The organism is Caballeronia sp. GAFFF1, from assembly GCF_023630705.1.
Classification (GTDB): Bacteria; Pseudomonadota; Gammaproteobacteria; order Burkholderiales; family Burkholderiaceae; genus Caballeronia.
Map to the genome: position 1 here is coordinate 281,529 of NZ_JALQEM010000031.1, position 25,583 is coordinate 307,111.

Here is a 25,583-nt window from a genome sequence, read left to right on the forward strand (position 1 = left end):
GAGAAAGCCGCGACGCCTACTTCCCGATGATTTCCTTGAACCAGCGCGGATGGTGTTTGCGCGCCCATCCATAGGTCACGGTTCCGCGCACCATCGCGCTGATCGATCCCTTGATCCACAGTCCCGCATAGATATGGATGATGATCGACATAATCAGCACGAAAGCCGTCGCTGCGTGCACGACCGCGGCGAGCCGGATGACGGTGATCGGAAAGTAGAACGCAAAGTACGCGCGCCAGATCACGATGCCGGATGCGAGCAGCAACAGCAGGCTCGCCACCATCACGTAGAACACGAGCTTCTGACCGGCGTTGTACTTGCCGATCTCGGGCAGGCGGTCTTCGCGATTGGCGAGCACGTCGTCGATCTGCTTCATCCACTGGATGTCGCTCTTGTCCAGATAGTTGTGATGCCAGAAGCGCAACGCGAGCACCATGAACGACAGGAACATCACGCAGCCGACGAACGGATGCAAAATGCGCGTCCATTGCCCGCCGCCGAAGATCGCATAGAGCCACGACATCGACGGATGAAACATCGCGAGCCCGGACAACGCGAGCAGCACGAAGCTGATCGCGGTGATCCAGTGGTTCGTGCGCTCGTTCGGCGTATAGCGCACGATCAGGCGGTTGCCTCGCACGTCGCGCAATTCGCTATCGTGTTTCATTCGAACGCTCCCTCTCGTTGCGTGCCTCTTCCGCCTCGCGCTGCGCCTCGGCTTCCTCTTCCGCGCTCACTTCGTTCGGACCGACACGCGTGTAGTGGAAGAATCCGGCGAGCGCGGCGAGCGCCATGCCCGCGACCGCAAGCGGCTTCGTCACGCCCTTCCAGACCGACACGAGCGGGCTGATCCGCGGGTTTTCCGCGAGCCCGTGATACAGCCCCGGCTGATCCGCGTGATGCAGCACGTACATGACGTGCGTGCCGCCCACGCCGGCCGGGTTGTACAGACCGGCGTTCTCGAAACCGCGCTCCTTCAGGTCTTCCACGCGGTCTTCCGCCTGCTGGATCATGTCCGTCTTGGTGCCGAACATGATCGCGCCGGTCGGACACGTCTTCACGCACGCCGGTTCCTGCCCGACCGCGACGCGATCGGAACAGAGCGTGCACTTGTACGCGCGGTTGTCTTCCTTCGAGATACGGGGAATGTTGAACGGGCAGCCCGTCACGCAATAGCCGCAGCCGATGCAGTTTTCCTCGTGGAAATCCACGATGCCGTTCGTGTACTGAACGATCGCGCCCGGCGAAGGACACGCCTTCAGACAGCCCGGGTCCTCGCAGTGCATGCAGCCGTCCTTGCGGATCAGCCATTCGAGGTCGCCCTTCGGGTTCTCGTACTCCGTGAAGCGCATCACCGTCCACGAATGTTCGGTGAGATCGCGCGGGTTGTCGTAGATGCCGGTGGTGTGTCCCACGTCGTCGCGCAGGTCGTTCCACTCCATGCACGCCGTCTGGCACGCCTTGCAGCCGATGCACTTGGACACGTCGATGAGCTTCGCGACGGTGCCCGTGACCGGCTCGCGGACCTGCGGCGGCGGCGTGGTGGTGGCGGAAACCCGCTTGATATCGAGCGATTGCAGAGCCATTCTCGTCTCCTTATGCCTTCTCGACCTTCACGAGGAACGACTTGAACTCCGGTGTCTGCGAGTTCCCGTCGCCCACGGAAGGCGTCAGCGTGTTGACGAGATAGCCCGGCTGCGTCAGGCCCTTGAAGCCCCAATGCAGCGGCAGGCCGACGGTTTGCACCTTCTTGCCCTCCACGGTCAGCGGTTTGATGCGTTTGGTGACGAGCGCCACCGCGATGATGTGCCCGCGATTGCTCGACACCTTCACGCGATCGCCCGCGACGACACCGACTTCCTTCGCCAGATCCTCGCCGATTTCCACGAACTGCTGCGGCTGCACGATCGCGTTGAGCTTCACGTGCTTGGTCCAGTAGTGGAAGTGCTCGGTCAGGCGATAGGTGGTCGCCGTATGCGGGAACTGATCGGCGGTGCCGAAGGCCGCACGGTCGTCCGGGAACACGCGCGCCGCCGGATTGCTCGTGACGTTCTTCTCATTCGGGAAGAACGGGTTGTAGCCGAGCGGCGTCTCGAACGGTTCGTAATGAACGGGGAACGGACCTTCGTTCATGCCGTCGCGAGCGAAGAAACGCGCCACGCCTTCCGGATTCATGATGAACGGATTCATGCCGTTTTCCGGCGGTTCGTCCGCCTTGAAGTCCGGAATGTCCGCGCCGGTCCAAGCACGGCCGTTCCAGCCGATCAGCTTGCGCGACGGATCGAACGGCTTGCCGCTCACATCGCACGATGCGCGGTTGTACAGCACGCGGCGATTCACCGGCCACGCCCACGCCCAGTTCAGCGTCTGGCCGATGCCGGTCGGATCGCTGTTGTCGCGGCGGCCCATCTGATTGCCCGCCTGCGTCCACGCTCCGCAGTAGATCCAGCATCCGCTCGCGGTGGAACCGTCGTCGCGCAACAGGGCGAAGCTCGACAGCTGTTCGCCCTTCTTCGCGAGCACCTTCGTCTTGTCGGTCGGATCGGTGACGTCGGCGAGCGCGCGGCCGTTGAACTCCATCGCGAGTTCTTCGGGCGTCGGGCTTTCCGGGTCCGCGTACGGCCACGACATCTTCAGAATCGGGTCGGGATACTTGCCGCCGTGTTCCTGATACGCCTTGCGAATACGTAGCCACAGTCCCGACATGATCTCGATGTCGCTCCTCGCTTCGCCCGGCGGCTGCGCGCCCTGCCAGTGCCATTGCAGCACGCGCGACGAAGACACGAGCGAGCCGCGTTCTTCCGCGAAGCAAGTCGTCGGCAGGCGGAACACTTCGGTCTGTATCTTCGACGAATCGACGTCGTTGAACTCGCCGTGGTTCTTCCAGAACTCCGACGTCTCAGTCGCGAGCGGGTCCATGATGGCCAGCCACTTCAGCTTGGACAAGCCGAGGCCGACCTTCGCCTTGTTGGGCGCGGCGGCGAGCGGATTGAAGCCCTGCGCGATGTAGCCGTTCATCTTGCCCTGCGCCATCAGCTCGAAGACCTGGAGCATGTCGTAGGACTTGTCGAGCTTGGGCAGAAAGTCGAAGCCGAAGTTGTTGTCGGCGGTCGCGTTGTCGCCCCACCACGACTTCATGAAGCTCACGTGGAACGCACGGTAGTTCTTCCAGTAGCTCAGCTGATTAGGCCGCAGCGGCTGTGTCGCGCGCTTCGTGATGTATTCCTCGTAATCCTGCTCCCCTTCCATCGGCAGGGTCATGTAGCCCGGCAGAAGGTTGGACATGAGGCCGAGATCGGTCAGCCCCTGGATGTTCGAGTGACCGCGCAGCGCGTTCATGCCGCCGCCCGCAATGCCGATGTTGCCGAGCAGAAGCTGCACCATCGCGCCGGTGCGGATCATCTGCGCGCCGACCGAGTGATGCGTCCAGCCGAGCGCGTACAGAATGGTGCCCGCGCGATTCGGCTGCGCCGTGGAAGCGAGCATCTCGCAGACCTTCAGGAACTTGTCGGTCGGCGTGCCGCACACCTTCGTCACCATTTCGGGCGTGTAGGCGGCGTAGTGCTGCTTCATCAGGTTGTAGACGCAGCGCGGATGCTGCAGCGTCGGGTCGACTTTCACGAAGCCGTCGTCGCCGCGCTCGTAGTCCCAGCTCGTCTTGTCGTACTTGCGATGCTCGGCGTCATAGCCTGAGAACGTGCCGTCCTTGAACGCGAAGTCTTCGCGCACGATGAACGACATGTCCGTGTAGTTTTTAACGTACTCGTGCTGGATCTTGTCGTGCGTCAACAGATAGTTGATGACGCCGCCAAGGAAGGCGATGTCCGTGCCGGTGCGAATCGGCGCGTAGAAATCCGCGACCGATGCCGTGCGCGTGAAGCGCGGATCGACCACGATCAGGCGCGCCTTTCTGTGCGCCTTCGCCTCGGTCACCCATTTGAAACCGCACGGGTGCGCCTCGGCCGAGTTGCCGCCCATCACCAGAATTACGTCCGCGTTCTTGATGTCGACCCAATGGTTCGTCATCGCTCCACGGCCAAACGTCGGGGCAAGACCTGCCACCGTCGGGCCATGTCAGACACGCGCCTGATTGTCGAATGCGAGCATGCCAAGACTGCGGATAGTCTTGTGCGTCAGATAGCCGACTTCGTTGCTACCCGCCGACGCCGCGAGCATGCCCGTCGTGAGCCAGCGGTTGACCTTCTTGCCGTCCGCCGTCGTCTCGACGAAGTTCGCGTCGCGGTCTTCCTTCATCAGCTTCGCGATGCGGTCGAGCGCGTCGTCCCACGAAATGCGCTTCCATTCCGACGAACCGGGCGCGCGGTACTCCGGGTACATCAGCCGGCTCGGGCTATGGATGAAGTCGATGAGCGATGCGCCTTTCGGGCACAGCGTGCCGCGATTGACCGGATGGTCGGGATCGCCTTCGATATGGATGATGCTGGCCTTGGCGTTCTTGGCATTGTCGCCGAGACCGTACATCAGAATGCCGCACCCGACCGAACAGTACGGACAGGTGTTGCGCGTTTCAGTGGTGCGCGACAGTTTGTATTGTCGGACTTCGGCGAGCGCGGGTGCCGGAGAGAAGCCCAGTGCAGCCAGGCTCGATCCGGCGAGCGTGCTCGCGGAAACCTTGAGGAACTGTCGCCGTGACATTTGAAGCATGATGTCCTCGGCGCGTCGTGAAGTGGGGTGCTCTAAAAGTATAGAAGCGCGCGTTCGGCTCAAGGTCCTGCCGCTCGCACGCAGCGTCGATTTTCGAACCGCCGGCGCTGCAGCCGTCCTGGCTGGCGCGCGGTCTGCCGGTTGCGCCGCGCGAAACGAACGGGCGTCCCGTCGCGGCAGGCGCGATCATAGCAATGTTCTTATATATGCGCTTCGCCCGTTCGCGCTTGTCTTGGAACGGAACCTGCTCGATCGGTTGCAATTACCGCCCGCGGGTCCGCGCACTACGCCGGAGCCCGCGCCGCCACTGTTCGATCGCACCGAGAGATTCGTCATGAGCTCCGTATCCACGCAAAAAATAGGTTCCGCGGTCAAAAAAGATGCGTCGTGGGCGCTCGGCGCGCTCAAGCAGTTTTCCGAAAACCGCTGCGCCGCGATGGCCGCGAGCATCGCGTTCTATTCGGCGTTCTCGCTCGCGCCGACGCTCGTCATGGTGATCGCGGTGGCCGGCTGGGTGTTCGGCCCGGAAGCGGCGCGCGGCCAGCTTTTTCATCAGGTCAATGGGCTGATCGGCGATCAGGCGGCGGCGGGCGTGCAGAGCATCGTGGAGAACGCGCATCGCAGCGGCGGAACCGGGCTCGCCGCGATCATCTCCTTCGTGCTGCTGGCCGTGGGCGCGTCGGCGACGTTTTCCTCGCTCAACACGGCGCTCAATATTGTGTGGCCGCTCACGGGCGAGCAGCGTTCCAGCGTGCTCGCGATGGTGCGCGTGCGGCTCGTTTCGTTCGGGCTCGTGCTGGGCGTCGCCTTCCTGCTGATCGTCTCGCTCGTGCTCGATACGGCGATCCAGGCGGTCGGCCTGTGGCTGTGGGGCGATTCGCCGTTCGTCGTCATCGGCGATGTCGTGCAACTAGTGGCCGGGCTCGCGATTCTTTCCGTCGCGTTCGGCGCGCTTCTCAAGTTTCTGCCCGATGCGCCGGTCCAATGGCGCGATGCGCTCGTGGGCGGCGTCGTGGCGGCCATCTTCTTCTCGGTGGGGAAGAAGCTGTTCGCCTTCTATCTGACGCACGCGGGCACCGCGAGCGCGTTCGGCGCGGCCGGATCGCTCGCGGTGTTGCTGATGTGGCTGTACTTCTCCGCGGCGGTGCTCCTGCTGGGCGCCGAGTTTTCGGCGGCGCGCGCGCGCATGCATGACCCGCGGGGCGCGTGGGGCGTGCAGAACAACGGCAGCGTGCCGCCGGGAAGCCGGGCCAAGATCGGTTCGATGCTTGCGGCGTCCACGCGCGTCGACATGGCGGCGGATATTGAGCCGCTCGCGCCGACGACGCTCAACGTTCGAAGCGCGCGCCCGCAAGCCGCGCGGCTCTCGAACGGCGGCCGCACGCGCCAGGCCGCGCTCGCGCTCAAGCGGGCGATCGACCTTTCGCGCAAGGTGGCGCGCGCCGAGTCGACGGCCACCCGCGCCACCGCCGTTGCGATGGTCGGCGCGGGGCGCAAGGCGTCGCGAGCGAACGCCGCCGTGAAGCGCCATCCGTGGCGCGCGGTGCTCGTCGCGGCGACGGCGGGCGTGGCCGTGGCGCTGCTCTCGCGGCGCGACGGCGGTGGTCCTTCGCGCGACGTTTGACCGACCGACTGCGGCTGCTTCGCGCAAATAAAAATCGGATGATGCAGCCGTTTGTTATCGGCTTCGGCATTAATCTTTATAAGCCCGCAAGTCTCGCTGGACGAGTGAAACTATGCGCGGAACTTTTGCGACGGGATTTTGTCACGTCTCAGTTTTCAAAGGGGATAGCCGCAAACCGTGCACGGGCGGGCGTCTCCCGGCACTGTGTCTTTTTGGAGACAGTCATTTTTTTTCGTTTCTAACGTAACGAAACGTTGCGTTATTCTCTGCGCCGGTAACAACGATTTTAATCATTCGCGTGGAGAATTCGATGAAACGATTCGCACTGACGTCCCTCTCGCTGGCCCTGCTCGGCGCAGCTGGCGCGGCACAGGCACAAACGAGCGTGACGCTGTATGGCGTGATCGATACGGGCCTTGCCTATGTCAGCCATGCCAACGCGGCAGGCGACCATCTGTTTGGCATGGTCAACGGCACGCTGTCCGGCCCGCGTTGGGGCTTGAAGGGTCAGGAAGACCTCGGCGGCGGTCTGAAGGCACTGTTCCAGTTGGAAAGCGGCTTCGATCCGGGCACGGGTCGTCTGAACCAGGGTGGGCGCGAGTTCGGTCGTCAGGCATTCGTCGGTTTGAGCGGCAACCAGTGGGGTACGGTCACGCTGGGTCGTCAATATGACCCGTCGGTCGACATGGTCCAGGGCCTCACGGCCGACAACTACTGGGGCGCAGCGTTCGCAACCCCGGGTGACGTCGACAACTACGACAACAGCCTGCGCGTCAGCAACGCGGTCAAGTACGTTTCGCCGGTGTTCTCGGGCTTCCAGTTCGAAGGCATCTACGGCTTCAGCAACCTGGCGGGCGCGACCGGCCAGGGCCAGACGTGGGGCGGCGCGGTCACGTATAACAACGGTCCTTTCGGCCTGGCAGGCAGCTACCTGTACGTGAACAACCCGACGACCGGCCGCGCGCCTCTGTCGGGAACGAACACCGGCTGGAACAGCCCGTCGTCGGATTCGCTGTTCAACTCGGTGATCAACAGCGGCTACTCGACGGCTCATGCGATCGGCATCGCGCGCGGCGCAGGCCAGTACGTGTTCGGTCCGTTCACGGTCGGCGCGTCGTACAGCTTCGCGCAGTACAAGAACGACGGCAGCTCGCTGTTCCAGGAGCAAGAGAAGTTCAACGTCGGCAACGGCTACGTGAACTTCCAGTTGACGCCGGCTACGCTGCTGGGCCTCGGCTACACGTACACGCACGCAAGCGGCGACACGTCGGCGAACTACCACCAGGTCAGCCTGGGCGCCGACTACTCCCTGTCGAAGCGCACGGATGTCTACGCAGTCGGCGCGTACCAGCACGCAAGCGGCACGCAACGCGTGAACAATGCGGACGGCACGCAGTCGCGGGTCAACGCAACGGCTTCGATCAGCGACTTCGGCTTCGACAGCGGTCGTAGCCACCAGGAACTGGTCCTGATCGGCCTGCGTCACAAGTTCTAAGAACAGCCGATTGGCGTGGCACGCGAGTGCCGCGTCAGCGGACAAGCGGTATCTCGAACAGCCATCGGTTTTCCGATGGCTGTTTTTTTATGCGCGACGAGATGGCGTTCTCGATGCCGCTGCTACGGAGTCCATTCGATGATCGCCCTTTTCCGCCGGATCGCGCTCGCTTCGCTCTTAGCGAGCGGCATCGCGCATGCGTTCGCGGACGAGCCGCCCGCGCTGCCGATGATCGTCGCGCATCGCGCCGGCACAGCGGACTTCCCCGAGAATACGCTGCTCGCCATCGCGGGCGCGCTGGCCCATCACGCGGATGCGATCTGGCTTTCGGTACAGATCACGCGTGACGGCGTGCCGGTGCTGTATCGCCCGGCTGACCTCTCCGCGAATACCGACGGCAAAGGCGCCGTCGCGAGCCTGAACCTCACCGCGCTGCAACGCCTGAACGCAGGCTGGAACTTCGCGCACGCCGATGCGCGCGGCGCGAGGACGTATCCCTATCGCGCGCATCCGCTGAGCATTCCGACGCTCGAAGACGCGCTCTCCGCCATTCCGGCGTCCGTGCCCGTGATGCTCGACATGAAGGCGCTGCCCGCCGAGCCGCAGGCCGCGGCCGTCGCCCGCGTGCTCGATCGTGCGAATGCGTGGTCGCGCGTGCTCATCTATTCCACCGACGGGGCCTATCAGACGGCGTTCGCCGCCTACCCGCAGGCACGGCTCTTCGAGTCTCGCGATACGACGCGTGGACGGCTCGCGGGCGTCGCGTTGGGGCACACATGCGCCGAGCCGCCGCAGCCCGGCGCCTGGGCCGCATTCGAGTGGAAAAGGCAGATGGAACTGGTCGAGACCTTCACGCTCGGCGAAGCGCGCTCGCCCGTGGAAGCGAAGCTGTGGACGCGCGAGGCGCTCTCGTGCTTCCGGACGCGGGGCGAGGCGCACGTGCTTGCCATCGGCATCGACAGCGCCGAGGATTATCGCGCGGCCGCCTGTCTCGGCATCGACGCCGTGCTGGCGGATTCGCCGCGCCGAATGCAGGCGATCAAGGCGAGCCTCGCGATGCCGCTGCAATGCGCGGCCGACGCCCGCTGAAGGCTCATTCCGGCGGCAGGTTGCCCGCGCCGTCGACATCTTCCGCGAGCGTCTGCGCAGGCGCATCCGAACCGGCTGGCAGATCGCCGATCACGAGTCGCGGCACCGTGTTGTCCGCCTCGCGCCGGCGCAGCGGCACGTCGGCGAGATCGGTCCACGTCGGGTTCGGAATCTCGCCGAACAACTGCCGCAGCCGCTCGCCCCACGTGCGGTTGATCATCTGGTAGTACGCGCTGTTGTTGTCGAGCGTGGCAAAGCGCGTGACGCGCAGCGCGTCTTTCTCGTAGACCAGCAGATCGAGCGGCAGGCCGACCGAAAGATTCGAGCGCAGCGTCGAATCCATGGAAATGAGCGCGCATTTCGCGGCTTCGTCGAGCGGCGACGCCGGAGTAATCACCCGGTCGATGATCGGCTTGCCGTACTTCGATTCGCCGATCTGAAAGTACGGCGAAACGCGCGTCGATTCGATGGAATTGCCGGCCGCGTACACCATGAAAAGGCGCGGACCCTGCCCCTGAATCTGGCCGCCGAGAATGAAGCTGCAATTGAAGTCGACGCTGAATTCAGCGAGCGACAGCGCATCGCGCCGATGCACTTCGCGCACCGCATCGCCCACGATGCGCGCGGCTTCCGCCATCGTGGTGCAGCTATAGAGCGTCGGGGCGTGATGGTCGGCGGGTTCGGCGAGCAACTGCGTCACGGCTTGCGTGAGCGCCAGGTTGCCGGCCGCGAGCAGCACGATCACGCGCTCGCCCGGCTGCTCGAAAACAGCCATCTTGCGAGCGGCGCTGACGTGGTCGACGCCAGCGTTGGTGCGCGTGTCGGACAAGAAGACGAGACCCTCGTCCACGCACATGCCCACGCAGTAAGTCATGTCGAAATTTCCGAAAACAAAAAGCCAAGCCACTATTGTACTGATCGTACCTGCGCATCGCATGGCGCATGCACGTTTCTGCTTAACGGCAACGGCGCGCCGTGGCTTGAGCGCGAATGCCGATGCGCTTTTCGCGATAGACTCGGCGCACTGCGGCTTCTCGTTCCCGTTGCCTTCATGCAAGAAGATTTCCTCGCCGATGCCCTCCTCGCCGGGCTTGCGCGTCCAATCGTATTCGTCGATCTCGAAACCACCGGCAGCGATGCCACCGCGGACCGCATCACCGAAATCGGCGTCGTCGAGGCGAGCACGGCGGGCATCGAGCGATGGAGCGTGCTCGTCGATCCCGGCGTGCCGGTGCCGCCATTCATCTCGCGCCTCACCGGTATCGACGACGCCATGCTGCGCGGCCAGCCGACGTTCGAATCGCTCGCGCCGGCGCTGGCCGAGCGGCTGCACGGCAAGCTCTTCGTCGCGCACAACGCGCGCTTCGACTACGGCTTTCTGAAGAACGAATTTCGTCGCGCGGGCATCGCGTTTCGCGCCGATACGCTGTGCACGGTGCGGCTGTCGCGCGCGCTCTTTCCATCGGTCGAGCGGCATGGTCTCGATGCGCTCATCGCGCGGCTCGATCTCGCGCCGCAAGGACGCCACCGCGCGCTCGCCGATGCCGACTTGCTCTGGCAGTTCTGGCTGAAGATTCACGCGCTGTATTCGCAAGACCTCGTCGATGCGGCCATCAGGACGCTCGTGAAGCGCGCGAGTCTGCCCGCTGCGCTGCCCGAAGGCGCGCTCGACGCGCTACCTTCCACGCCCGGCGTCTATCTCTTTCACGGCGACGACGACGTGGCGCTCTACGTCGGCAAGAGCATCAACCTGAAGCAGCGCGTGACGGCGCATTTTTCGGGCGATCATCGGCTCGCGAAGGACCTGTCCATCTCGCAGGCGATACGGCGTATCGAGCATCGCGAGACCGTCGGCGAACTCGGAGCGCTGCTGCTGGAAGCGAAGCTCGTGAAAGACTTGCGGCCCATTCACAATCGCCTGCTCAAGCGCGTGTCGCCGGCATGCGCGTGGCAATGGCTCCCGGGCGCGCCCGCGCCCGTGCTGCTGCGCGCCGACAAACGGGATCTCTCGCGCGAGCCGCATCTCTTCGGCGTGTTCGCGTCGCGCGGCAAGGCGCATGCGTTCATGCGCCATCTCGCCGATGAACATCACCTTTGCGCGACGACGCTCGGTCTGGAAAAAGCGCCGCCCGGACGAATGCGCGGCTGCTTCGGCTTTCAGGTGAAGCGCTGCCTCGGCGCGTGCGCGGGCGTCGAATCGCTCGCGGATCATGCGGCGCGCGCGCTCGTGGCACTCGATGCTTCGCGCATCGTGCGCTGGCCTCACGACGGCCCCGTCGCGATTGCGGAGCGCGATGCAGAGAGTGGGAGCGAAGCATGGCACGTGATCGATCGCTGGTGCTATGTGGGCACGTGCGCGTCGCGGGACGCTATCCCCGCGCTGCTCGCGAGCGCGCCTGAGCTTCGCCCGTTCGATGTCGACGTGTACAGCCTGATCGCGAAACGTCTCGCATCGGGACAACTCGAATGGATCGCGTGCGACGCGCGTCCCGCCTTCAGCCTCGTCATGCAGCACGCACTGGCGTTGCCGGCCGTACCGCATGACAAGCGAACCGCACCGCGCCGCCGCGCCGTCGCTTCGCCGAATGGCAGCGCGGGGCAACTCGCATTGTCTGTCTAAGCGACGCCGCCGTTCGCGCGCAGCACTTGCCCGTTGACCCAGCCCGCATCCTCGCCGACGAGAAACGCCACGACTGACGCGATATCGTCCGGCTGACCGAGACGTTCCAGCGGCGGCATCTTCGCGAAGTTCGCAATCTGCTCGTCGGTCTTGCCGTCGAGAAAGAGCGCAGTGGCAACCGGACCGGGCGCGACCGCGTTTACCGTGATGCGCCGCCCGCGCAACTCCTTCGCGAAGACATGCGTGAACGCTTCGACGGCCGCTTTCGTTGCGTTGTAGACGGCGTAGCCGGGCATGTTGAGCGCGAGCGTCGTGCTCGAAAAGTTCACGATGCGCCCGCCGTCGTTCATGCGCGACGCCGCTTCGCGCAGCGTATTGAAGGTGCCGCGCACGTTGATGTCGAACGTGTGGTCGTAGAGCGCGTCGCTCGTATCGGCGAGCGGCGTCGGCTTCAGCACGCCCGCGTTGTTGATGAGCGCATCGGCCTTGCCGAGTTCGGCTTCGACCGTATCGAACAGGCGCCGCACGTCATCGGCCGATGCCACGTTCGCCTTCACCGCGATGGCCGCGCCGCCCGCCGCGCGCATTTCTTCGACGAGCGCGTTCGCTTCGGTCGCACTCGATGCATAGTTCACCGCGACCGCGAAGCCTTCGCGCGCGAGCCTTCGCGCAATCGCCGCGCCGATTCCACGCGACGCACCCGTGACGATGACCACGCGTTTCGCTTGTGCCTGACTCATGATTCGCTCCTTGAAAGTGGCTGCTGGATGCGATGCATCATGAATCATTCGGCATGAGCGATCATCGGGCGCGGCTTAGTATCATCGTTCCAGTTGCTTCAACAATTCAACGCAGAACAAAAGGCCCGGAACATGGATCGCTTTCAGGAAATGCAGGTGTTCGCGCGTATTGCGGAGCGTCACAGCTTCACGCAAGCCGCCGACGATTTGCAGATGCCGCGCGCCACCGTCACGAATCTGATGAAGCGTCTCGAAGAACGCCTCGGCGCGCGTCTGCTCGAACGCACGACGCGGACCGTACGCCTCACGCCCGATGGCGAAGCGCATTACCGGCGCTGCGTGCGCCTCATACAAGATCTCGAAGAAGCGGAGGGTTCCTTCCGGCATGCCGAACCGAAGGGCCTGTTGCGCGTGAATCTGCAAGGCACGCTCGCGCGACGCTTTATCGTGCCGGCGCTGCCCGCGTTTCTCGAACGCTATCCGCAGATCGAACTGCATGTCGGCGAAGACGACCGGCTGGTGGATCTCGTGCGCGAAGGCGTCGATTGCGTGCTGCGCGCGGGCACGCTGCAAGATTCGTCGATGATCGCGCGACGCGTCGCGTTGCTCGAACAAGTGACGGTGGCGAGTCCGGCGTACCTCGCGCGACACGGCGCGCCGGACGACTTGCGCGCGCTCGAATCGCATCGCGCGGTCAATTACATATCGAGCGCGACGGGGCGCGCCGTGCCGCTGGAATTCGATGTCGACGGAAGCATCGAATCGGTCGAGCTTCGATCCGCTATCTCCGTGACCGGCGTCGAGCTCTACACGCAGGCGGCGATGGCGGGCCTCGGTATCGTGCAAGTGCCGCGTTATCACATCGACGATGCGCTCGCGGACGGTCGCCTGCAATGCGTGCTGCCGGCGTTTCCTCCACCGCCGATGCCGGTGTCGCTGCTCTATCCGCATAGCCGTCAATTGTCGGCGCGCGTCAGGGTTTTCGTGGATTGGGTGGCGTCCGTCTTCGACGAAGCCAGCGCACGCGAGAGCTAGCGCGGCGCAATGCAAAAGAGGCCAGCTTTCCGCGAGGAAAGCTGGCCTCTTCAGGCACCGACGGATACGTCGAGCGCGATTCCAGAGCTTACGCTGCTGCGTCCTTCAGCTTCTTCAGCGCGCGTGCCTTGATGCGCACGCTCGCGGGCTTGGCCGGGAACCAGCGCTCTTCGCCGGTGAACGGGTCCTTGCCGAAGCGCTTCTTCTTCGCCGGAACGGCTTGCGCGGAAATCTTCAAGAGGCCCGACAGCGTGAATTCGCCCGAACCCTTCTTGTGAACGGAACCGAGAATGGTGTCTTCCAGCGCGACCAGCACGGCCTTGACTGCCTTCACATCTACTTCGGCGCGCTCTGCCAGATGCGCGGCCAGCGATGCCTTCGTGAACGTGTCCTTGACCGGTGCGAAGGTGCCCGGCGTCTTCTTGGCGGCAACCGTCTTGCTGGCTACTTTCTTCGCGGCAACCTTCGTGGCTGCTTTCTTGGCCGGTGCGGCGGTCTTTGCCGTGGCCTTCTTGGCCGTGGCTTTCTTAGCAGCGGTTTTAGCGGAAGTCGGCATGTTTCTCCTACCTGTTTGGTCGTTGATATCGAATACGTCCGCACCGATGCGTGCGTATCACGCCGGATTCTACATACGCCAGACGCGTTCGTGCGAGTCTTTTGCGTTTTTATATCGTTTTTTCAGGGCTTTTCGTGACATGCGTGGCTTGCTGCTGACACGTACATGCATCGCACAAGCATCGCCTTCGCTTGCATGCGCATCAGCCGCCGTTCGTCGAAGCGTTCGCGATATGCGCGATGAGCGGATAGTGATCCGATGCGATGCGCGAAAGCCGCGTGCGATGCACGTCCACGCGCATGAGCCGCTCGCCGGGATGCACCCAGATGCGATCGAGCGCGAAGAGCGGCCAGCGCGTCGGAAACGTGCGCAGCGCGCTCGCACGATGAAAGTGCGTGACGAGGCGCCGCAGCGTGCGGCCATAGACGAACCATTCGTTCAGATCGCCGAGCAGGATCACGGGAAGCGCGGGCGTGTCGAAGCTCTGAAGCACCTGTTCGACCTGCGCGCGACGCTCGCTCGATGCGAGTCCCAGATGCGTCGCCACGACGCGCCATGTTTCGCTGCCGCAGTCGATGTCCGCATCGAGCGCGCCGCGCGGCTCGCGGCTGCCGAACGAAAGATCGAGCGTGCGTACCGCCTGCACCGGATAGCGCGTGAGCACGGCGTTGCCATAGCGGCGCTCGGGGGTGTCGAGCGTCGGACCGGGCACCGCATGCAGGTTCGTCATGCGTTGCAGCAAGTCCAGCACGTTGGGCGAACTGCGGCCGCCTAGCGGCACTTCCTGAAGCGCGAAGATGTCCGCGTCGATCTCGGCGAGCACTTCGCCAATGCGTTCCGGCGCGAACTTGCCGTCGATGCCCACCGCGCCATGCACGTTGTACGTCGCGATGCGCAACTCCTTGGCGCGCGCCGCGCTCGCGCTTTCGATGTCGATTCCGGCATCGTGCATCAACGTCATGAGCTGACCTCGTCGTGGCTTCGGGGCGATGTGTTCGGCGCTGCATTCGCCGACGCATTCGGCGCCGCATCGCGCGGCATCGCGTTGCGATCGCGCAAGACGCTTGCACGCGCCGCTTCCTCGCTTGCGCGCGCTCTGTCTTCATCGCTCGGCGCGCCTTCGTGCACGACTTCTTCCTTCGGATCGGCGCGGCCCAGAAAGCGTTGCAGCAGGATCGACACGGCGATCAACACCGCGCCGATGCCGATCAGCACCGCGAACGAGCCGACCGTCGGATGCCGCAGCGAAGCGATGAGCTGATGCGCGAACGCAACCGTCAGCACAATGCCCGGTCCCATGCCGAGCAGCGTGCCGATAAGAAAGTCCCGCATGCGAATGTGCGACGCGCCCGCCACCATGTTCACGATGGAAAACGGCGCAACCGGCAGCAGCCTCAATACGACGACCGCGACGATGCCGCGCTTGGCGACGCGTTCGGAGAGCCGGTTCACGCGCGCGCCCGCGAGCTTGCGCACCGCATCGCGGCCGAGCCACAGACCCAGCAGATACGAGACCGCGGCCGATGCCATCGTGCCTGCGAACGCGTATGCGCAGCCCCATCCCGCGCCGAACACGAGGCCGGTCGTCGCAATGAGCAGCGTGACGGGCACCGAAACGACGGCCGCCGCCGCGAAACACAACACGATCCATAGCGGCGCGAGCGGCAACGCGTCGATGCGCCGCGTCGCGCTCGTAAGCGACTTGAGGTTCACGTACTCGCCGAGCGGCGTCCAGTGCCATGCAGCGGCCACGCCCACGGCCAGGAGCGCGAGCACGCCGAGCAGCGCGAAGCGGCCGATGAGCGGCCGCGTCTTCTCGGCGGGCACGAACTGATCGACCAGTTCATCCGCGGCGATGGGCGTTTCGGGATCGATGAGCGCGTCGGGCGGAATGAGCTGATCGAGTTCGCGCGACACCACGGGATCGAGCGGCACCAGCGTGCGGTGTTCGTCGCGATCGCGCGAAAGAGCCGTGATCGCCGCGTTCAGGCCGCCGCGTGCTTCGCGCTCCCGGACGATATCCTCGACTTCGCAGCCGAGATGTTCGGCGAGCAGCGTGTCGCGCATCTTTGCGATTGCGCGGCGGATGCGCGCGTCGGCGCCCGCATCGATGGATACGTTGCATTCGCTGTCGAGCACCATCGAGCGATTGTTCAGATTCGCCGAGCCCACGATGAGCAGGTCGTCGTCGACGATCATCAGCTTGCTGTGCACATTGACGATCTGCTCGCCGAGATCGGGCACCGTCGGGCACAACAGACGATAGCGGCCGTGCCGGTCCGCCTGCTTCAGCAACGCGTGCAAGCGGGCGCGCAGCACGCCCATTGTGACTTCCTGCAGCCAGCCGCTCTGATTGCGCGGCACCACGATGGCGAGATCGGGACCGTCCTCGCGCGCGAGCGAATCGGAGAGCGCCGCGCCGATGGAGCCGGACGTGAAGTACTGGTTCTCGATATAGATGCTGCGCCGCGCACGCGCGATGGCATCGAGATATTGCGTGCGGATCTGCTGCACGGCGGGGCGTCCGAGATACGCGGGTTCGGTGAGCGAGAGCGCGATCTGTACATCGTCGATATCGACCGCGCGCGAAGGCGGCCAGGGATCGCCCTGCCACGCCGTGCGATGCGCGCGGATCGCAAGCCGTCTGCCGCATGCACGCGACCAACGCTCGCGGGCAAGCAGGCCGACTTCTCGCGCCGCGTCGCCATCGAACATGGAGTGAACATCGTGAAACGGCTGATACGCGGTACCGTTCGCGTCGCGCCGATGCGGGTCCGCCGGCGCATGCGCGGGCGTGTCCCAGCGCGAGCGCGTCAAGTCGAGGCCGCCCACGAACGCGAGCCGGTCGTCGATCACGACCATCTTCTGGTGCTGCGAGCCGCCGAGCGGATGCTTGCCGTCCATCTGGAACGCGACGCGCCGATGCGTGCGCCAACCCATCTTGTAGACGGGCAGCCATTCGCGCTCGAAGGCGTACAGCATCGCGAAGTCCCACGCGAGGATGTAGATGCGCAGCCGGCGCTTCTCCGCCGCGATGGCATGCAGGAAGTCGCCGAGCGCTTCGGGATAGCCGTCGTTCGCGCCTTCGGGCGTGAGCTTCATGCGGCTGTCGATGTCCCAGCCGAGAATGAACACCGTGCGCTCGGCGCGCGTGATCGCCTCGCGCAGCACGCGAAAATAATCGGACCCGTCGATGAGCAGGCTGAAGCGGTCCGCATGACGCACGCTTGCGCAGTTGCGTCCGGGCTCGAAGAAGGATGCGCCGAGGTCGTCGGTCGTCGTGGCGTTCGCACGGGAAACGCCCGTGGATGTGTCGTTCAAATGCTCTCCGTGTGAGAAGGCATGCGCAAGAGGTTTCGCGTCAGCAGTTTGCAAGCCGCATGCCCGCGAGCCGCGGTGGCCGCTGCGCGCGAACGGCGCTTGCGGTAGTCTCGTCAATCGACGTTCACTGCAACGCGTGAACGACATCCTTCTTCAACGCAGCGTTCAACGACAAGGACACGCAATGGAATATCGACACTTAGGCGCTTCCGGTTTCAAGGTTCCGGTGCTCAGCTTCGGCACCGGAACGTTCGGCGGGAAAGGCGAATTCTTTCAGGCCTGGGGCGAGACCGATGTGAGCCAAGCGCGCCAGCTCGTCGACATCTGCCTCGATGCCGGCGTCACCATGTTCGACTCCGCCGACATCTATTCGCACGGCTCGTCGGAATCCATTCTCGGCGAGGCGCTCAAAGGCCGGCGCGACAAGGTGCTCATCTCCACTAAAGCCACCTTTCGTTTCGATGCGGACGATCCCAACAGCGTCGGGTCTTCGCGCTTTCATCTCATCAACGCGGTCGACGATGCATTGAAGCGCCTGCAAACGGACTACATCGACCTGTTCCAGCTACATGGTTTCGACGCGAAAACGCCTGTGGAAGAGACGCTGTCCACGCTCGACGATCTCGTGCGCGCGGGCAAAATCCGCTATACGGGCGTATCGAACTTCTCGGGCTGGCATCTGCAGAAATCGCTCGATGTCGCGAACCGTTATGGCTATCCGCGCTATGTCGCTAACCAGACGTATTACTCGCTGATCGGCCGCGACTACGAATGGGAACTGATGCCGCTCGGTCTCGATCAGGGTGTCGGCGCCGTCGTCTGGAGTCCGCTCGGCTGGGGGCGTCTGACGGGCAAGATCCGGCGCGGACAGCCGCTGCCCGAATCGAGCCGGCTGCACAAGACGGCCGACATGGGGCCGCCCGTGCCCGATGAGTATCTGTACCGCGTCGTCGATGCGCTCGATGCGATTGCAGCCGAGACGGGCAAGACCGTGCCGCAGATCGCGCTCAACTGGCTGCTGCAGCGTCCGACTGTGGCCACCGTGCTGATCGGCGCGCGCAACGAGGAACAATTGAGGCAGAACCTCGGCGCGGTCGGCTGGAACCTGACGGCCGAACAGGTCAAGCGGCTCGACGAAGCGAGCAAGGTGCGCCCCGCTTATCCGTACTGGCATCAGGAAGGCTTCGCGGAGCGTAATCCGTCACCGGTATAACGCCGGCGCGCGTCCCCTAACGGACGTGCGCGCGCCGTACCGGGATTCAACTGCGCATCTGTACCGGTACTGTACAGATGCGCGCCCGTACACTGGCAGCAATCGACCTGTCACTCGGATTGCGCCATGTCCTCCACTCTCTTCAGCGCCCTGCCCGCTGCCGCGCTTTTCGCGCTCGTGATGAGCATCACGCCCGGCCCGAACAACACGATGCTGCTTGCCTCGGGCGTCAACTTCGGCCTGCGGCGCACGGTGCCGCATGTCCTCGGAATCAGCGCGGGCGTGGCGCTCCTGATGCTCGCCGCAGGCTTCGGTCTCGCCGAGGCGTTCGGCCATCTGCCGTGGCTTTATACGGTGCTGGAGACCGCGAGCGTCGCTTATCTGCTGTATCTCGCGTGGAAGATCGGCACGTCCTCGTCCGTGCAGACGCGCGACGGCGAGCGCCGCCCGATGCGCTTTCACGAAGCCGTCGCGTTTCAGTGGGTCAATCCGAAAGCGTGGATGATGGTGCTGACTGCCGCAACCACCATTCATCTGCACGCGAGTCTTTCGCTGAATGCAGCGTTCATGGCGATCGTGTTCATTGTGATCGGCCTGCCGTGCATCACGGCGTGGGCAGCCTTCGGCGTGTCACTGCGTCGCTTTCTCGCCAATCCGCGACTCTTGCGCCTCTTCAACCTCACGATGGCCGCGTTGCTTCTGCTGTCGCTGTATCCGATCGTCGCGCATTTCTTCGAATGATGCCGGTCGTGAAACGCGAGGCGCGGCGGCAATAAAGCGCTTTGCCGCGACGCAGGACCGGCGCATACTCGGCGTACGCGCCGGCCAGGCAAAACTTGCCGTCCCGCTTGCAAGAATGGGACGGCATTTTTCTATCCGCGTCCCTGTCAGACTGACAAGACGATCGCGCGCGCAACGTCCCGTAAGCGATCCTTTAAGGCAGCTTGACACGCCGCTTGATAGCCCATGCGGCATGCCTGTCGGCTCGTTCTTCGCGCCATATGTAATGGCGCGGCCTCGCAATCCGTTCAAGGAGTACGCCATGTCTGGAGCCAACCGCCCATCCGGTCCCGCCACGCGCAAAGCCCTCGACCTCGCCGATCAGATCGAGCGCGACGAATTGGAGAACCACTTGCTGGATGCGCAAAGCCGCGTCGACGACGAGGAGGACGGCGAGGAAACCGACTCCGATGGCACGCCGCGACGCTAGCCCGCTGACGAGCGCGCCCGACGCCGCAATGCCCTTTCGCACGGGGCATTGCGGCGTTTTTGTTTCTGCGGCCGACACATCCGGCGAATTAGGCACAGCAGTTGCTCTGACCCTTCGTGCCGCCAAACCCTGAACAAAAGCGCGGCACGACCGATGAGCGAAGGCGGCAACGGTTTCAGTCCGCATGCAAATCGAACTACCAACCGAACCCCGTAGGAGGCCTCATGCTCCGTTACGCTGCAATTTTTTTCATCATCGCGATCATCGCGGCCGTTTTCGGCTTCGGCGGTATCGCAACGGGCGCGGCGGAAATCGCCAAGATCCTGTTCTTCATCTTCATCGTGATTTTCCTCGCGACTCTGCTGCTCGGCGTGTTCAGGCGATGACGATTGCTTCATCGCATGCGTTGCAATCGGAACGCGCGGGCCGGATGGCCCGCGCGTTTTGCAACGCGCTCATTGCTACGGTGTGCTTACGGATTTCTGCGCCACCGGCGCATCGAGACGAACCGTTTGTCCATGCATGAGCACCGTGAACGCATCGGCGGGTAAACCCGCTTTTCGAACCGCTTCTGAGAGACGACGCGGCGGTTCGTCGAGCGGTTCGTCGGTGAGCTCGAATGTGCCCCAGTGAACGCCGATAGCACGTTTCGCATGTATGTCCTCGAAGATGCGCACGGCCTCTTCCGGATCGACGTGCTGCGCATGCATGAACCAGCGCGGGTCGTAGGCGCCGATGGGAATCAAGGCGAGATCGAAGCCGCCGAAGCGTGCGCCTATGTCGCGAAAGTCCGGCGAATAGCCGGTGTCGCCCGCAAAGAAAAACGAATAAGGACGCGCCGATCCCGGCGGTGTCTTGACTACCCAACTGCCCCATAAGGTCTCGGCGCGATCGAACGGCGTGCGAGCCGACCAGTGTTGCGCGGGCGCGAACCAGATATCGAGGCCGGCGGCGTGCGTTTCATCGCCCCAATCCAGTTCTTCGGCGTTCGTAATGCCGACGCTCGTCATCCACGCTTTTACACCCATTGGAACGAGAAAACGCGGCGGGCCTTCTGCTTGACGGTTCAATGCCTCGACGGTCGCTTTGTCGAGATGATCGTAGTGATTGTGCGAGATCAGCACGATATCGATATGCGGAAGCTCATCGAGCGCGAGCCCGGGCGGCGTCTTGCGCTTCGGCCCGATGAATGTGAACGGCGAAGCCCGCTCGGAAAACACAGGATCGGTCAACACGTTGACGCCGTTTATCTGCACGAGTGCAGTCGAATGGCCGATCCACGTGAGCGTATCGACGCTACGGTTCGATTTGAGAAACGCAACGTCCGGACGCGCAATGGGAAAGCGATAACCGTTTGCGGGCGGCTTCGGCAATCCCTGCTGGAAGCGCTGCCACTGCCACTTCAAGAGTGATTCGCGCGGCAGATGCCCGTAGTTGTTCTCGAAGCCCGACGACGTGTGCTTCGCGTGATGCAGTGGCTGCGGTTCGCTCGACGGGACAGGCGCTTCGCTACTCACAGCAGTTCCACCTGTTGCGCATCCGGCCATGAGCGAGAGCGCACAGACGGCAATGCGCGCGTATGGTCGAACAACACGGGCAGCGGTATAGGCGAAGCGCATGTCGTGGTCTTGAGATGAGATTCCGCATTGCACATTCGTTCATACGGAATGTAGAAAGGGAGGTCATGCCCCATTTGGCAGCCGTCCAAGCGAACGGCACGATAGTCGTCAGCCGCATGAACAAAGGCTCCCGAGCAATTTGCGCGCCGTCGGCCCGCTTCTTGCCTATTCTGCGGCGCTGAACTCAGCAGCTAAAAAAACCGACACAAAGAACCAACAGCGGCGCGCATGCAGGATCGCGCAGTTCGCCAGCAATACACGGGGGCCCCATGGGCAGCAGCAAATACAGAAGTCTCGCGTCACGCACGTTCAACCCACAGCTGCACCCGATGCACGCGATGCTGGTTTCGCGCAGCGCGTCGCATATCGCAAGCGCGTTTACAGAGACCGGACGCGACGAAGCGCTTGCAGAAGGCATCGCCGCTGTCATCGCCCATTGCGGACACGCAGGGCTCGGGCTCTTTCTCGCGGCCGTCTGGCACTGGCTCGACGAGCGCGACTACTACGACGCAGCGGACACGGTGCAGGACTACATCGAGAAGGGCAAGATGCCGAAGCTGAAGGCAAAGCCACAGACCGCGCGCCCGCGCGACGCGCGTCTGTGACCTGACTGCTCAGTGCGAATGCCGCGGGTTGCCGCGCGTTTCGATGACCTTCAGGTAGAGCGTCGCGGGCTCGAGACATCCGCCCGTCGATAGCTGACCCACGGTCTGCCGATAAAGCTCCTGCCACGGCGTTTGCGCGACCGGCGCGGCAAACGCGGCGTCCTTGCTGCGGCTTTGCAGCTCCGCTTCGTCGATCAACACGTTGACGGAGCGCGCGTTCAGATCGACGCGTATGCGGTCGTTGGTGCGCAACAGCGCGAGACCGCCGCCGACCGCGGCTTCCGGCGACATGTTGAGAATCGACGGACTCGCCGACGTGCCGCTTTGCCGGCCATCGCCCATGCACGGCAGCGAATCGACGCCTCGCTTGATCAGATCCGCAGGCGGCGCCATGTTGACCACTTCCGCGCTTCCGGGATAACCCACCGTGCCGCAGCCGCGGATGACGAGAATGCAGTGCTCGTCGATTTCGAGCGACGGGTCGTTGATGCGGGCGTGATAGTCCTCCGGACCATCGAAGACAATGGCACGGGCCTCGAACACGTTCTCCGCGCCCGGCTCGCTCAAATACGTCTTCCTGAATGCTTCGCCGACCACCGACATCTTCATGATCGCGCTGTCGAAGAAGTTGCCCGACAGGACCACGAAGCCCGCGCCGTGCATCAGCGGTTCGTCTGCAGAACGAATCACATCCTGGTCGGCGACGGGCGCTTCATCGGCGATCTCACCGATCTTCCGGCCGGACACGCTGAGGCAATCCCGACGCAAGAGCCCCGCTGCATCCAGTTGACGCAGCACCGCAGGCACCCCGCCCGCGCGATGGAAGCTCTCGCCCAGGTATTCGCCCGCGGGCATGCAGTTGACGATGAGCGGGATCTCTTCGCCGTAACGCTGCCAGTCTTCCAGACTCAGTTCGATGCCCATGTGCCGCGCAATCGCGATCAGATGCGGCGGGCAGTTGGTCGACGCGCCGAGCGCGGACGCAACGACGATCGCGTTGATGAATGCATCGCGCGTCATGATCTTCGACGGGCGCATGTCCTCTCGCACCATATCGACGATGCGCTTGCCCGTTGCGTACGCCATCTGTCCGCGCTCGCGGTACGCAGCGGGAATGCTCGCGCACGTCGGCAAGGACATGCCGAGCGCTTCGGCGAGGCTGTTCATCGAGAGCGCGGTGCCCATCGTATTGCAGTGCCCGATCGACGGCGACGAAGCCGTCGTCAGGCGCATGAAGCCTTCGTAGTCGATCTCGCCGGCCGCGAGCAAATTGCGCGCATGCCAGATGACCGTGCCGGAGCCGACGCGCTTCCCTTCGTACCAGCCGTCGAGCATCGGGCCGCCGGAGAGTACGATCGACGGCATGTCGACCGTTGCCGCCGCCATCAGACATGCGGGCGTGGTCTTGTCGCAACCGGTCGTCAGCACGACGCCATCGAGCGGGAAGCCATGCATGATCTCGACGAGACCAAGATAAGCGAGGTTGCGATCCAGCGCGGCGGTCGGGCGGCGGCTCTGCTCGGCAAGCGGATGCACGGGGAATTCCATCGGAATGCCGCCGGCATCGCGGATGCCGGCTTTCGTGCGCACCGCAAGCTCGATGTGATGGCGATTGCACGGCGCAAGGTCGCTGCCGGTCTGCGCAATGCCGATGATCGGCCGGCCCGACTGCAACTCTTCGCGCGTGAGACCGTAGTTCATGAATCGCTCGACATACAGCGCGGTCATGTCGGCATGCGAAGGGTCGTCGAACCATTCCTGACTGCGCAGGCGGCGGGGTGTCTGTTGGGACATGGCGTCTCTCTCCGTGGGGTTTGCTCTCGCGTTTTCGCGTTTTCGCGGGCGAGTCCGGTATAGTTACCGGTAACATCGAAGCATGTTAGCACGCATTCGTGCGACGTCTAATGCTCAGGCGCTCTCTCGCGCCAGCACCTGATACGCGATTCGCACCCGCTTGCTCGCGTGCTTGACGGCGCCCTTCTCGCGTTCTTCGAGCGCGGCCAGCAATACCTCGCCCGTGCGCAAGCCGATGCCATACGCATCGACGGATACGGTCGTGATCGAAGGCGTGCAACATGCCGCGACCTCGAAGTTGCCGAAGCCGGCCACCGCGATGTCGCCGGGCACCGAAAGCCCACGCCGGTGACACTCCATTATCGCGCCAAACGCCGACATGTCGCTGACGCACATCACAGCCTGCGTGTCCGGCCACGCGGCGAGCAGCGACGCGATGGCGGGTCCGCCGTGGCTCATCGTGATCGGCGATTCACCGAGACGCACGACGCGTTCGGCGTCGAGACTGAGCGCCTTCATCTCCATGCGAAAGCCTTTGAGCCGGTCGAGGCCGCGCCGATCCAGTTCGCTTGCGCCGCCCACGAAACCGATGCGCTCGTGGCCGCGCGCGGCGAGATAGCGCACCATCTCGCGCGCGGCATTGACGTTGGAGAAGCCGACCGCGGCATCGATAGGATCGCTCGGAAAGTCCCACATCTCGACAACAGGCACGCCTGAGCGGCGCAGCAACGTGCGCGTCGCATCCGTATGACGCGAGCCGGTCAGCGCGATGCAGCGCGGCTGGTGCCGCAGCATCGAGCGAATCAGGCTCTCTTCGCGATCGAGGTGATAGTCGGTGTCGCCGATCAACAATTGCAGGCCGTGCGGCTCCAGCGCGGCGGCGAGGCCGCGGACGGTATCGGAGAAATTGGAACTGGCGAGCGACGGCACCATGACTGCGACGAACTCGGAGCGCCCTGACGAGAGCGCGCCTGCTGCGGCATCGGCCACATAGCCGAGTTCGTCGATGGCCTGCTGTACGCGTTCACGCGTCGCCGATGCAACGCTATGACCCGCCAGCACTCGGGACACCGTCATCTTTGAGACGCCGGCAAGCCGCGCGACGTCCGACATGCGCGGCGGGACGCGAGGGAAATCTTCGGCAGTAGCAGATACGTTGCTCAATCGACCCTCACCCAGCCGTCCGGACGCTGCTCGAGCGTGACGTGCAGCTTCGTTTCGCCGGCTTCGCGGTCGGCGGCGGTGAGGTCGGAAAACGCGCGCTTGATATCGCGGTCGTCGGCCCAGGGCGCGACGTTGTCGAGCTTGTACGTGTAAGTGACGTCGGAACGATGCGTGGTCGGGTCGGGCTGCGTCCACGCGGTCACCTTGTCGAGCTTGACTCGCGCGTAGCAGATCATCGAGACGCGGGAGTCCGCTGTGGCGTTGGGATCGCCTGCCTGGCGCACGGTTTCCACCGCATACTTCTGGCCTTCGCCCGTCAAGCTGTACGCGACGCCGTCCTGCTTTGCATTGGCGTTGGCGGGCGCCACGGCAGCAGTGCGCGCGATCAAGCCGCTCTTTTCGAGCGCCGCCAGTTGCTCGCGCAAAGCCGCGGCCGAATATTCGTTGAGATCGCGATTGCTATAGGTAGACGGAAATGTGAACGCACCCCGGCCGCTGCGATTCAGGCATAGCAGGCCGCGGTTAGTCTTCATGTCAGCGGAAATAGCGTCGCCCAAGGTGGACTCGCTCGCATCGTTCTTTTCGCCACAGGCCGCAGCCAACAGCACGACGCTGACAGCGGCGATCAACAGGCTCGTTCTCATGTGCGCTCCGGTGGTATCGGCATAGTGGTACACCTGCCGATGCCATTCTACCGACAGAATTGTCGCCTCCGGGAAGCGTCGGCGTCGGGACTTTTGCTATATTGGCCGCCCCAAACGCAAAAACCCCACCTTTGTGGGGTGGGGTTTTTGTTTAGGGCAAGGGGAGCCTGACGATTACCTACTTTCACA

Annotated in this window: 22 protein-coding genes; 10 read left to right on the forward strand and 12 right to left on the reverse strand. The window is 63.9% G+C overall.

The genetic code is table 11. The features are described from left to right. Nucleotides 1-16: 16 nt before the first annotated feature. The 3 genes from NCR37_RS18145 to fdnG are packed head-to-tail and all read right to left on the reverse strand — an operon-like array spanning nt 17 to nt 4,665. The gene (locus NCR37_RS18145; protein ID WP_250474220.1) at nt 17-667 is read right to left on the reverse strand and encodes a formate dehydrogenase subunit gamma; all 651 of its coding nucleotides are present in this window, start codon (nt 665-667) and stop codon (nt 17-19) included. Beyond that, the gene (gene fdxH / locus NCR37_RS18150; protein ID WP_250474221.1) at nt 654-1,586 is read right to left on the reverse strand and encodes a formate dehydrogenase subunit beta; all 933 of its coding nucleotides are present in this window, start codon (nt 1,584-1,586) and stop codon (nt 654-656) included. Before fdxH ends, NCR37_RS18145 begins: the two co-directional genes overlap by 14 nt. 10 nt (nt 1,587-1,596) lie before the next feature. Continuing rightward, complete coding sequence (gene fdnG, locus NCR37_RS18155) at nt 1,597-4,665, reverse strand: formate dehydrogenase-N subunit alpha (protein WP_250474222.1); 3,069 nt, start codon at nt 4,663-4,665, stop codon at nt 1,597-1,599. 334 nt (nt 4,666-4,999) lie between these two features. On the opposite strand from fdnG, the gene NCR37_RS18160 reads away from it, so the two are divergent. The 3 genes from NCR37_RS18160 (at nt 5,000) to NCR37_RS18170 (ending at nt 8,873) form a co-directional block, all read left to right on the forward strand. Next, a complete protein-coding gene (locus tag NCR37_RS18160) occupies nt 5,000-6,289 on the forward strand; it encodes a YihY/virulence factor BrkB family protein (RefSeq protein ID WP_250474223.1) in 1,290 nt (429 codons plus the stop codon). 310 nt (nt 6,290-6,599) lie between these two features. Beyond that, nucleotides 6,600-7,784 (forward strand): porin, encoded by a 1,185-nt coding sequence (locus tag NCR37_RS18165; RefSeq protein ID WP_250474224.1) that lies wholly within the window; start codon nt 6,600-6,602, stop codon nt 7,782-7,784. Nucleotides 7,785-7,922: 138 nt separating this feature from the next. After that, nucleotides 7,923-8,873 (forward strand): glycerophosphodiester phosphodiesterase family protein, encoded by a 951-nt coding sequence (locus NCR37_RS18170; protein WP_250474225.1) that lies wholly within the window; start codon nt 7,923-7,925, stop codon nt 8,871-8,873. A gap of 4 nt (nt 8,874-8,877) precedes the next feature. Here NCR37_RS18170 and NCR37_RS18175 read toward each other — a convergent pair whose 3' ends face one another. Further along, a complete protein-coding gene (locus NCR37_RS18175) occupies nt 8,878-9,747 on the reverse strand; it encodes a proteasome-type protease (RefSeq protein WP_250474226.1) in 870 nt (289 codons plus the stop codon). A gap of 177 nt (nt 9,748-9,924) precedes the next feature. Here NCR37_RS18175 and NCR37_RS18180 point away from each other — a divergent pair, with 177 nt between their 5' ends. Further along, nucleotides 9,925-11,493, forward strand: coding sequence for a 3'-5' exonuclease family protein (locus NCR37_RS18180; protein WP_250474227.1), 1,569 nt, complete (start codon nt 9,925-9,927; stop codon nt 11,491-11,493). Here NCR37_RS18180 and NCR37_RS18185 read toward each other — a convergent pair. After that, nucleotides 11,490-12,233, reverse strand: a complete 744-nt coding sequence (locus tag NCR37_RS18185; protein ID WP_250474228.1) for an SDR family oxidoreductase — start codon at nt 12,231-12,233, stop codon at nt 11,490-11,492. The genes NCR37_RS18180 and NCR37_RS18185 overlap by 4 nt on opposite strands. Before the next feature lie 132 nt (nt 12,234-12,365). Here NCR37_RS18185 and NCR37_RS18190 point away from each other — a divergent pair, with 132 nt between their 5' ends. Next, complete coding sequence (locus NCR37_RS18190) at nt 12,366-13,268, forward strand: LysR family transcriptional regulator (RefSeq protein ID WP_250474229.1); 903 nt, start codon at nt 12,366-12,368, stop codon at nt 13,266-13,268. Nucleotides 13,269-13,356: 88 nt separating this feature from the next. Here the strand turns inward: NCR37_RS18190 and NCR37_RS18195 are convergent, their stop codons facing one another. From NCR37_RS18195 to NCR37_RS18205, 3 genes are all read right to left on the reverse strand, one after another. Continuing rightward, on the reverse strand, nt 13,357-13,824 hold the full coding sequence (locus NCR37_RS18195; protein ID WP_175942273.1) for an HU family DNA-binding protein: 468 nt from the start codon (nt 13,822-13,824) through the stop codon (nt 13,357-13,359). A gap of 202 nt (nt 13,825-14,026) precedes the next feature. After that, nucleotides 14,027-14,785 (reverse strand): endonuclease/exonuclease/phosphatase family protein, encoded by a 759-nt coding sequence (locus NCR37_RS18200; protein ID WP_250474230.1) that lies wholly within the window; start codon nt 14,783-14,785, stop codon nt 14,027-14,029. Beyond that, entirely contained in the window at nt 14,782-17,145 is a 2,364-nt protein-coding gene (locus tag NCR37_RS18205; protein ID WP_284506926.1) for a VTT domain-containing protein, read from the reverse strand. The genes NCR37_RS18200 and NCR37_RS18205 overlap by 4 nt, the downstream gene beginning before the upstream one ends. A 184-nt stretch (nt 17,146-17,329) precedes the next feature. Between NCR37_RS18205 and NCR37_RS18210 the strand changes: the two genes are divergently transcribed. The 4 genes from NCR37_RS18210 (at nt 17,330) to NCR37_RS18225 (ending at nt 19,954) form a co-directional block, all read left to right on the forward strand. Continuing rightward, nucleotides 17,330-18,358, forward strand: a complete 1,029-nt coding sequence (locus tag NCR37_RS18210; RefSeq protein WP_250474231.1) for an aldo/keto reductase — start codon at nt 17,330-17,332, stop codon at nt 18,356-18,358. Between the two features lie 126 nt (nt 18,359-18,484). Next, nucleotides 18,485-19,099: a LysE family translocator gene (locus NCR37_RS18215; RefSeq protein ID WP_250474232.1), complete on the forward strand. Its 615-nt coding sequence runs from the start codon at nt 18,485-18,487 to the stop codon at nt 19,097-19,099. A gap of 301 nt (nt 19,100-19,400) precedes the next feature. Then, nucleotides 19,401-19,568, forward strand: a complete 168-nt coding sequence (locus NCR37_RS18220) for a hypothetical protein (protein WP_250474233.1) — start codon at nt 19,401-19,403, stop codon at nt 19,566-19,568. Between the two features lie 224 nt (nt 19,569-19,792). Continuing rightward, complete coding sequence (locus NCR37_RS18225; protein WP_044042785.1) at nt 19,793-19,954, forward strand: DUF1328 family protein; 162 nt, start codon at nt 19,793-19,795, stop codon at nt 19,952-19,954. 75 nt (nt 19,955-20,029) lie between these two features. Here NCR37_RS18225 and NCR37_RS18230 read toward each other — a convergent pair whose 3' ends face one another. Then, entirely contained in the window at nt 20,030-21,115 is a 1,086-nt protein-coding gene (locus NCR37_RS18230; protein ID WP_250474254.1) for an MBL fold metallo-hydrolase, read from the reverse strand. A 341-nt stretch (nt 21,116-21,456) separates the two neighbouring features. Between NCR37_RS18230 and NCR37_RS18235 the strand changes: the two genes are divergently transcribed. Beyond that, nucleotides 21,457-21,792 (forward strand): hypothetical protein, encoded by a 336-nt coding sequence (locus tag NCR37_RS18235; protein ID WP_250474234.1) that lies wholly within the window; start codon nt 21,457-21,459, stop codon nt 21,790-21,792. A 9-nt stretch (nt 21,793-21,801) separates the two neighbouring features. Here the strand turns inward: NCR37_RS18235 and NCR37_RS18240 are convergent, their stop codons facing one another. The 3 genes from NCR37_RS18240 to NCR37_RS18250 form a co-directional block, all read right to left on the reverse strand. Continuing rightward, nucleotides 21,802-23,586: an IlvD/Edd family dehydratase gene (locus NCR37_RS18240; protein WP_250474235.1), complete on the reverse strand. Its 1,785-nt coding sequence runs from the start codon at nt 23,584-23,586 to the stop codon at nt 21,802-21,804. A gap of 114 nt (nt 23,587-23,700) precedes the next feature. Further along, nucleotides 23,701-24,699, reverse strand: a complete 999-nt coding sequence (locus NCR37_RS18245; protein ID WP_250474255.1) for a LacI family DNA-binding transcriptional regulator — start codon at nt 24,697-24,699, stop codon at nt 23,701-23,703. Nucleotides 24,700-24,746: 47 nt separating this feature from the next. Next, nucleotides 24,747-25,394 carry an SEN1982 family lipoprotein gene (locus NCR37_RS18250; RefSeq protein ID WP_250474236.1) on the reverse strand — a complete coding sequence of 216 codons (648 nt, stop codon included), beginning with the start codon at nt 25,392-25,394 and terminating at the stop codon, nt 24,747-24,749. Between the last annotated feature and the right edge of the window lie 189 nt (nt 25,395-25,583).

Excerpts from the sequence above, each read along its gene's own strand:
- NCR37_RS18145 (WP_250474220.1), bottom strand. The coding sequence starts at position 667 with ATGAAACACGATAGCGAATTGCGCGACGTGCGAGGCAACCGCCTGATC.
- fdxH (WP_250474221.1), bottom strand. The coding sequence starts at position 1,586 with ATGGCTCTGCAATCGCTCGATATCAAGCGGGTTTCCGCCACCACCACG.
- NCR37_RS18160 (WP_250474223.1), top strand. The coding sequence starts at position 5,000 with ATGAGCTCCGTATCCACGCAAAAAATAGGTTCCGCGGTCAAAAAAGAT.
- NCR37_RS18165 (WP_250474224.1), top strand. The coding sequence starts at position 6,600 with ATGAAACGATTCGCACTGACGTCCCTCTCGCTGGCCCTGCTCGGCGCA.
- NCR37_RS18170 (WP_250474225.1), top strand. The coding sequence starts at position 7,923 with ATGATCGCCCTTTTCCGCCGGATCGCGCTCGCTTCGCTCTTAGCGAGC.
- NCR37_RS18175 (WP_250474226.1), bottom strand. The coding sequence starts at position 9,747 with ATGACTTACTGCGTGGGCATGTGCGTGGACGAGGGTCTCGTCTTCTTG.
- NCR37_RS18180 (WP_250474227.1), top strand. The coding sequence starts at position 9,925 with ATGCAAGAAGATTTCCTCGCCGATGCCCTCCTCGCCGGGCTTGCGCGT.
- NCR37_RS18185 (WP_250474228.1), bottom strand. The coding sequence starts at position 12,233 with ATGAGTCAGGCACAAGCGAAACGCGTGGTCATCGTCACGGGTGCGTCG.
- NCR37_RS18190 (WP_250474229.1), top strand. The coding sequence starts at position 12,366 with ATGGATCGCTTTCAGGAAATGCAGGTGTTCGCGCGTATTGCGGAGCGT.
- NCR37_RS18195 (WP_175942273.1), bottom strand. The coding sequence starts at position 13,824 with ATGCCGACTTCCGCTAAAACCGCTGCTAAGAAAGCCACGGCCAAGAAG.
- NCR37_RS18200 (WP_250474230.1), bottom strand. The coding sequence starts at position 14,785 with ATGACGTTGATGCACGATGCCGGAATCGACATCGAAAGCGCGAGCGCG.
- NCR37_RS18210 (WP_250474231.1), top strand. The coding sequence starts at position 17,330 with ATGGAATATCGACACTTAGGCGCTTCCGGTTTCAAGGTTCCGGTGCTC.
- NCR37_RS18215 (WP_250474232.1), top strand. The coding sequence starts at position 18,485 with ATGTCCTCCACTCTCTTCAGCGCCCTGCCCGCTGCCGCGCTTTTCGCG.
- NCR37_RS18220 (WP_250474233.1), top strand. The coding sequence starts at position 19,401 with ATGTCTGGAGCCAACCGCCCATCCGGTCCCGCCACGCGCAAAGCCCTC.
- NCR37_RS18225 (WP_044042785.1), top strand. The coding sequence starts at position 19,793 with ATGCTCCGTTACGCTGCAATTTTTTTCATCATCGCGATCATCGCGGCC.
- NCR37_RS18230 (WP_250474254.1), bottom strand. The coding sequence starts at position 21,115 with ATGGCCGGATGCGCAACAGGTGGAACTGCTGTGAGTAGCGAAGCGCCT.
- NCR37_RS18235 (WP_250474234.1), top strand. The coding sequence starts at position 21,457 with ATGGGCAGCAGCAAATACAGAAGTCTCGCGTCACGCACGTTCAACCCA.
- NCR37_RS18240 (WP_250474235.1), bottom strand. The coding sequence starts at position 23,586 with ATGTCCCAACAGACACCCCGCCGCCTGCGCAGTCAGGAATGGTTCGAC.
- NCR37_RS18245 (WP_250474255.1), bottom strand. The coding sequence starts at position 24,699 with ATGTCGGACGTCGCGCGGCTTGCCGGCGTCTCAAAGATGACGGTGTCC.
- NCR37_RS18250 (WP_250474236.1), bottom strand. The coding sequence starts at position 25,394 with ATGAGAACGAGCCTGTTGATCGCCGCTGTCAGCGTCGTGCTGTTGGCT.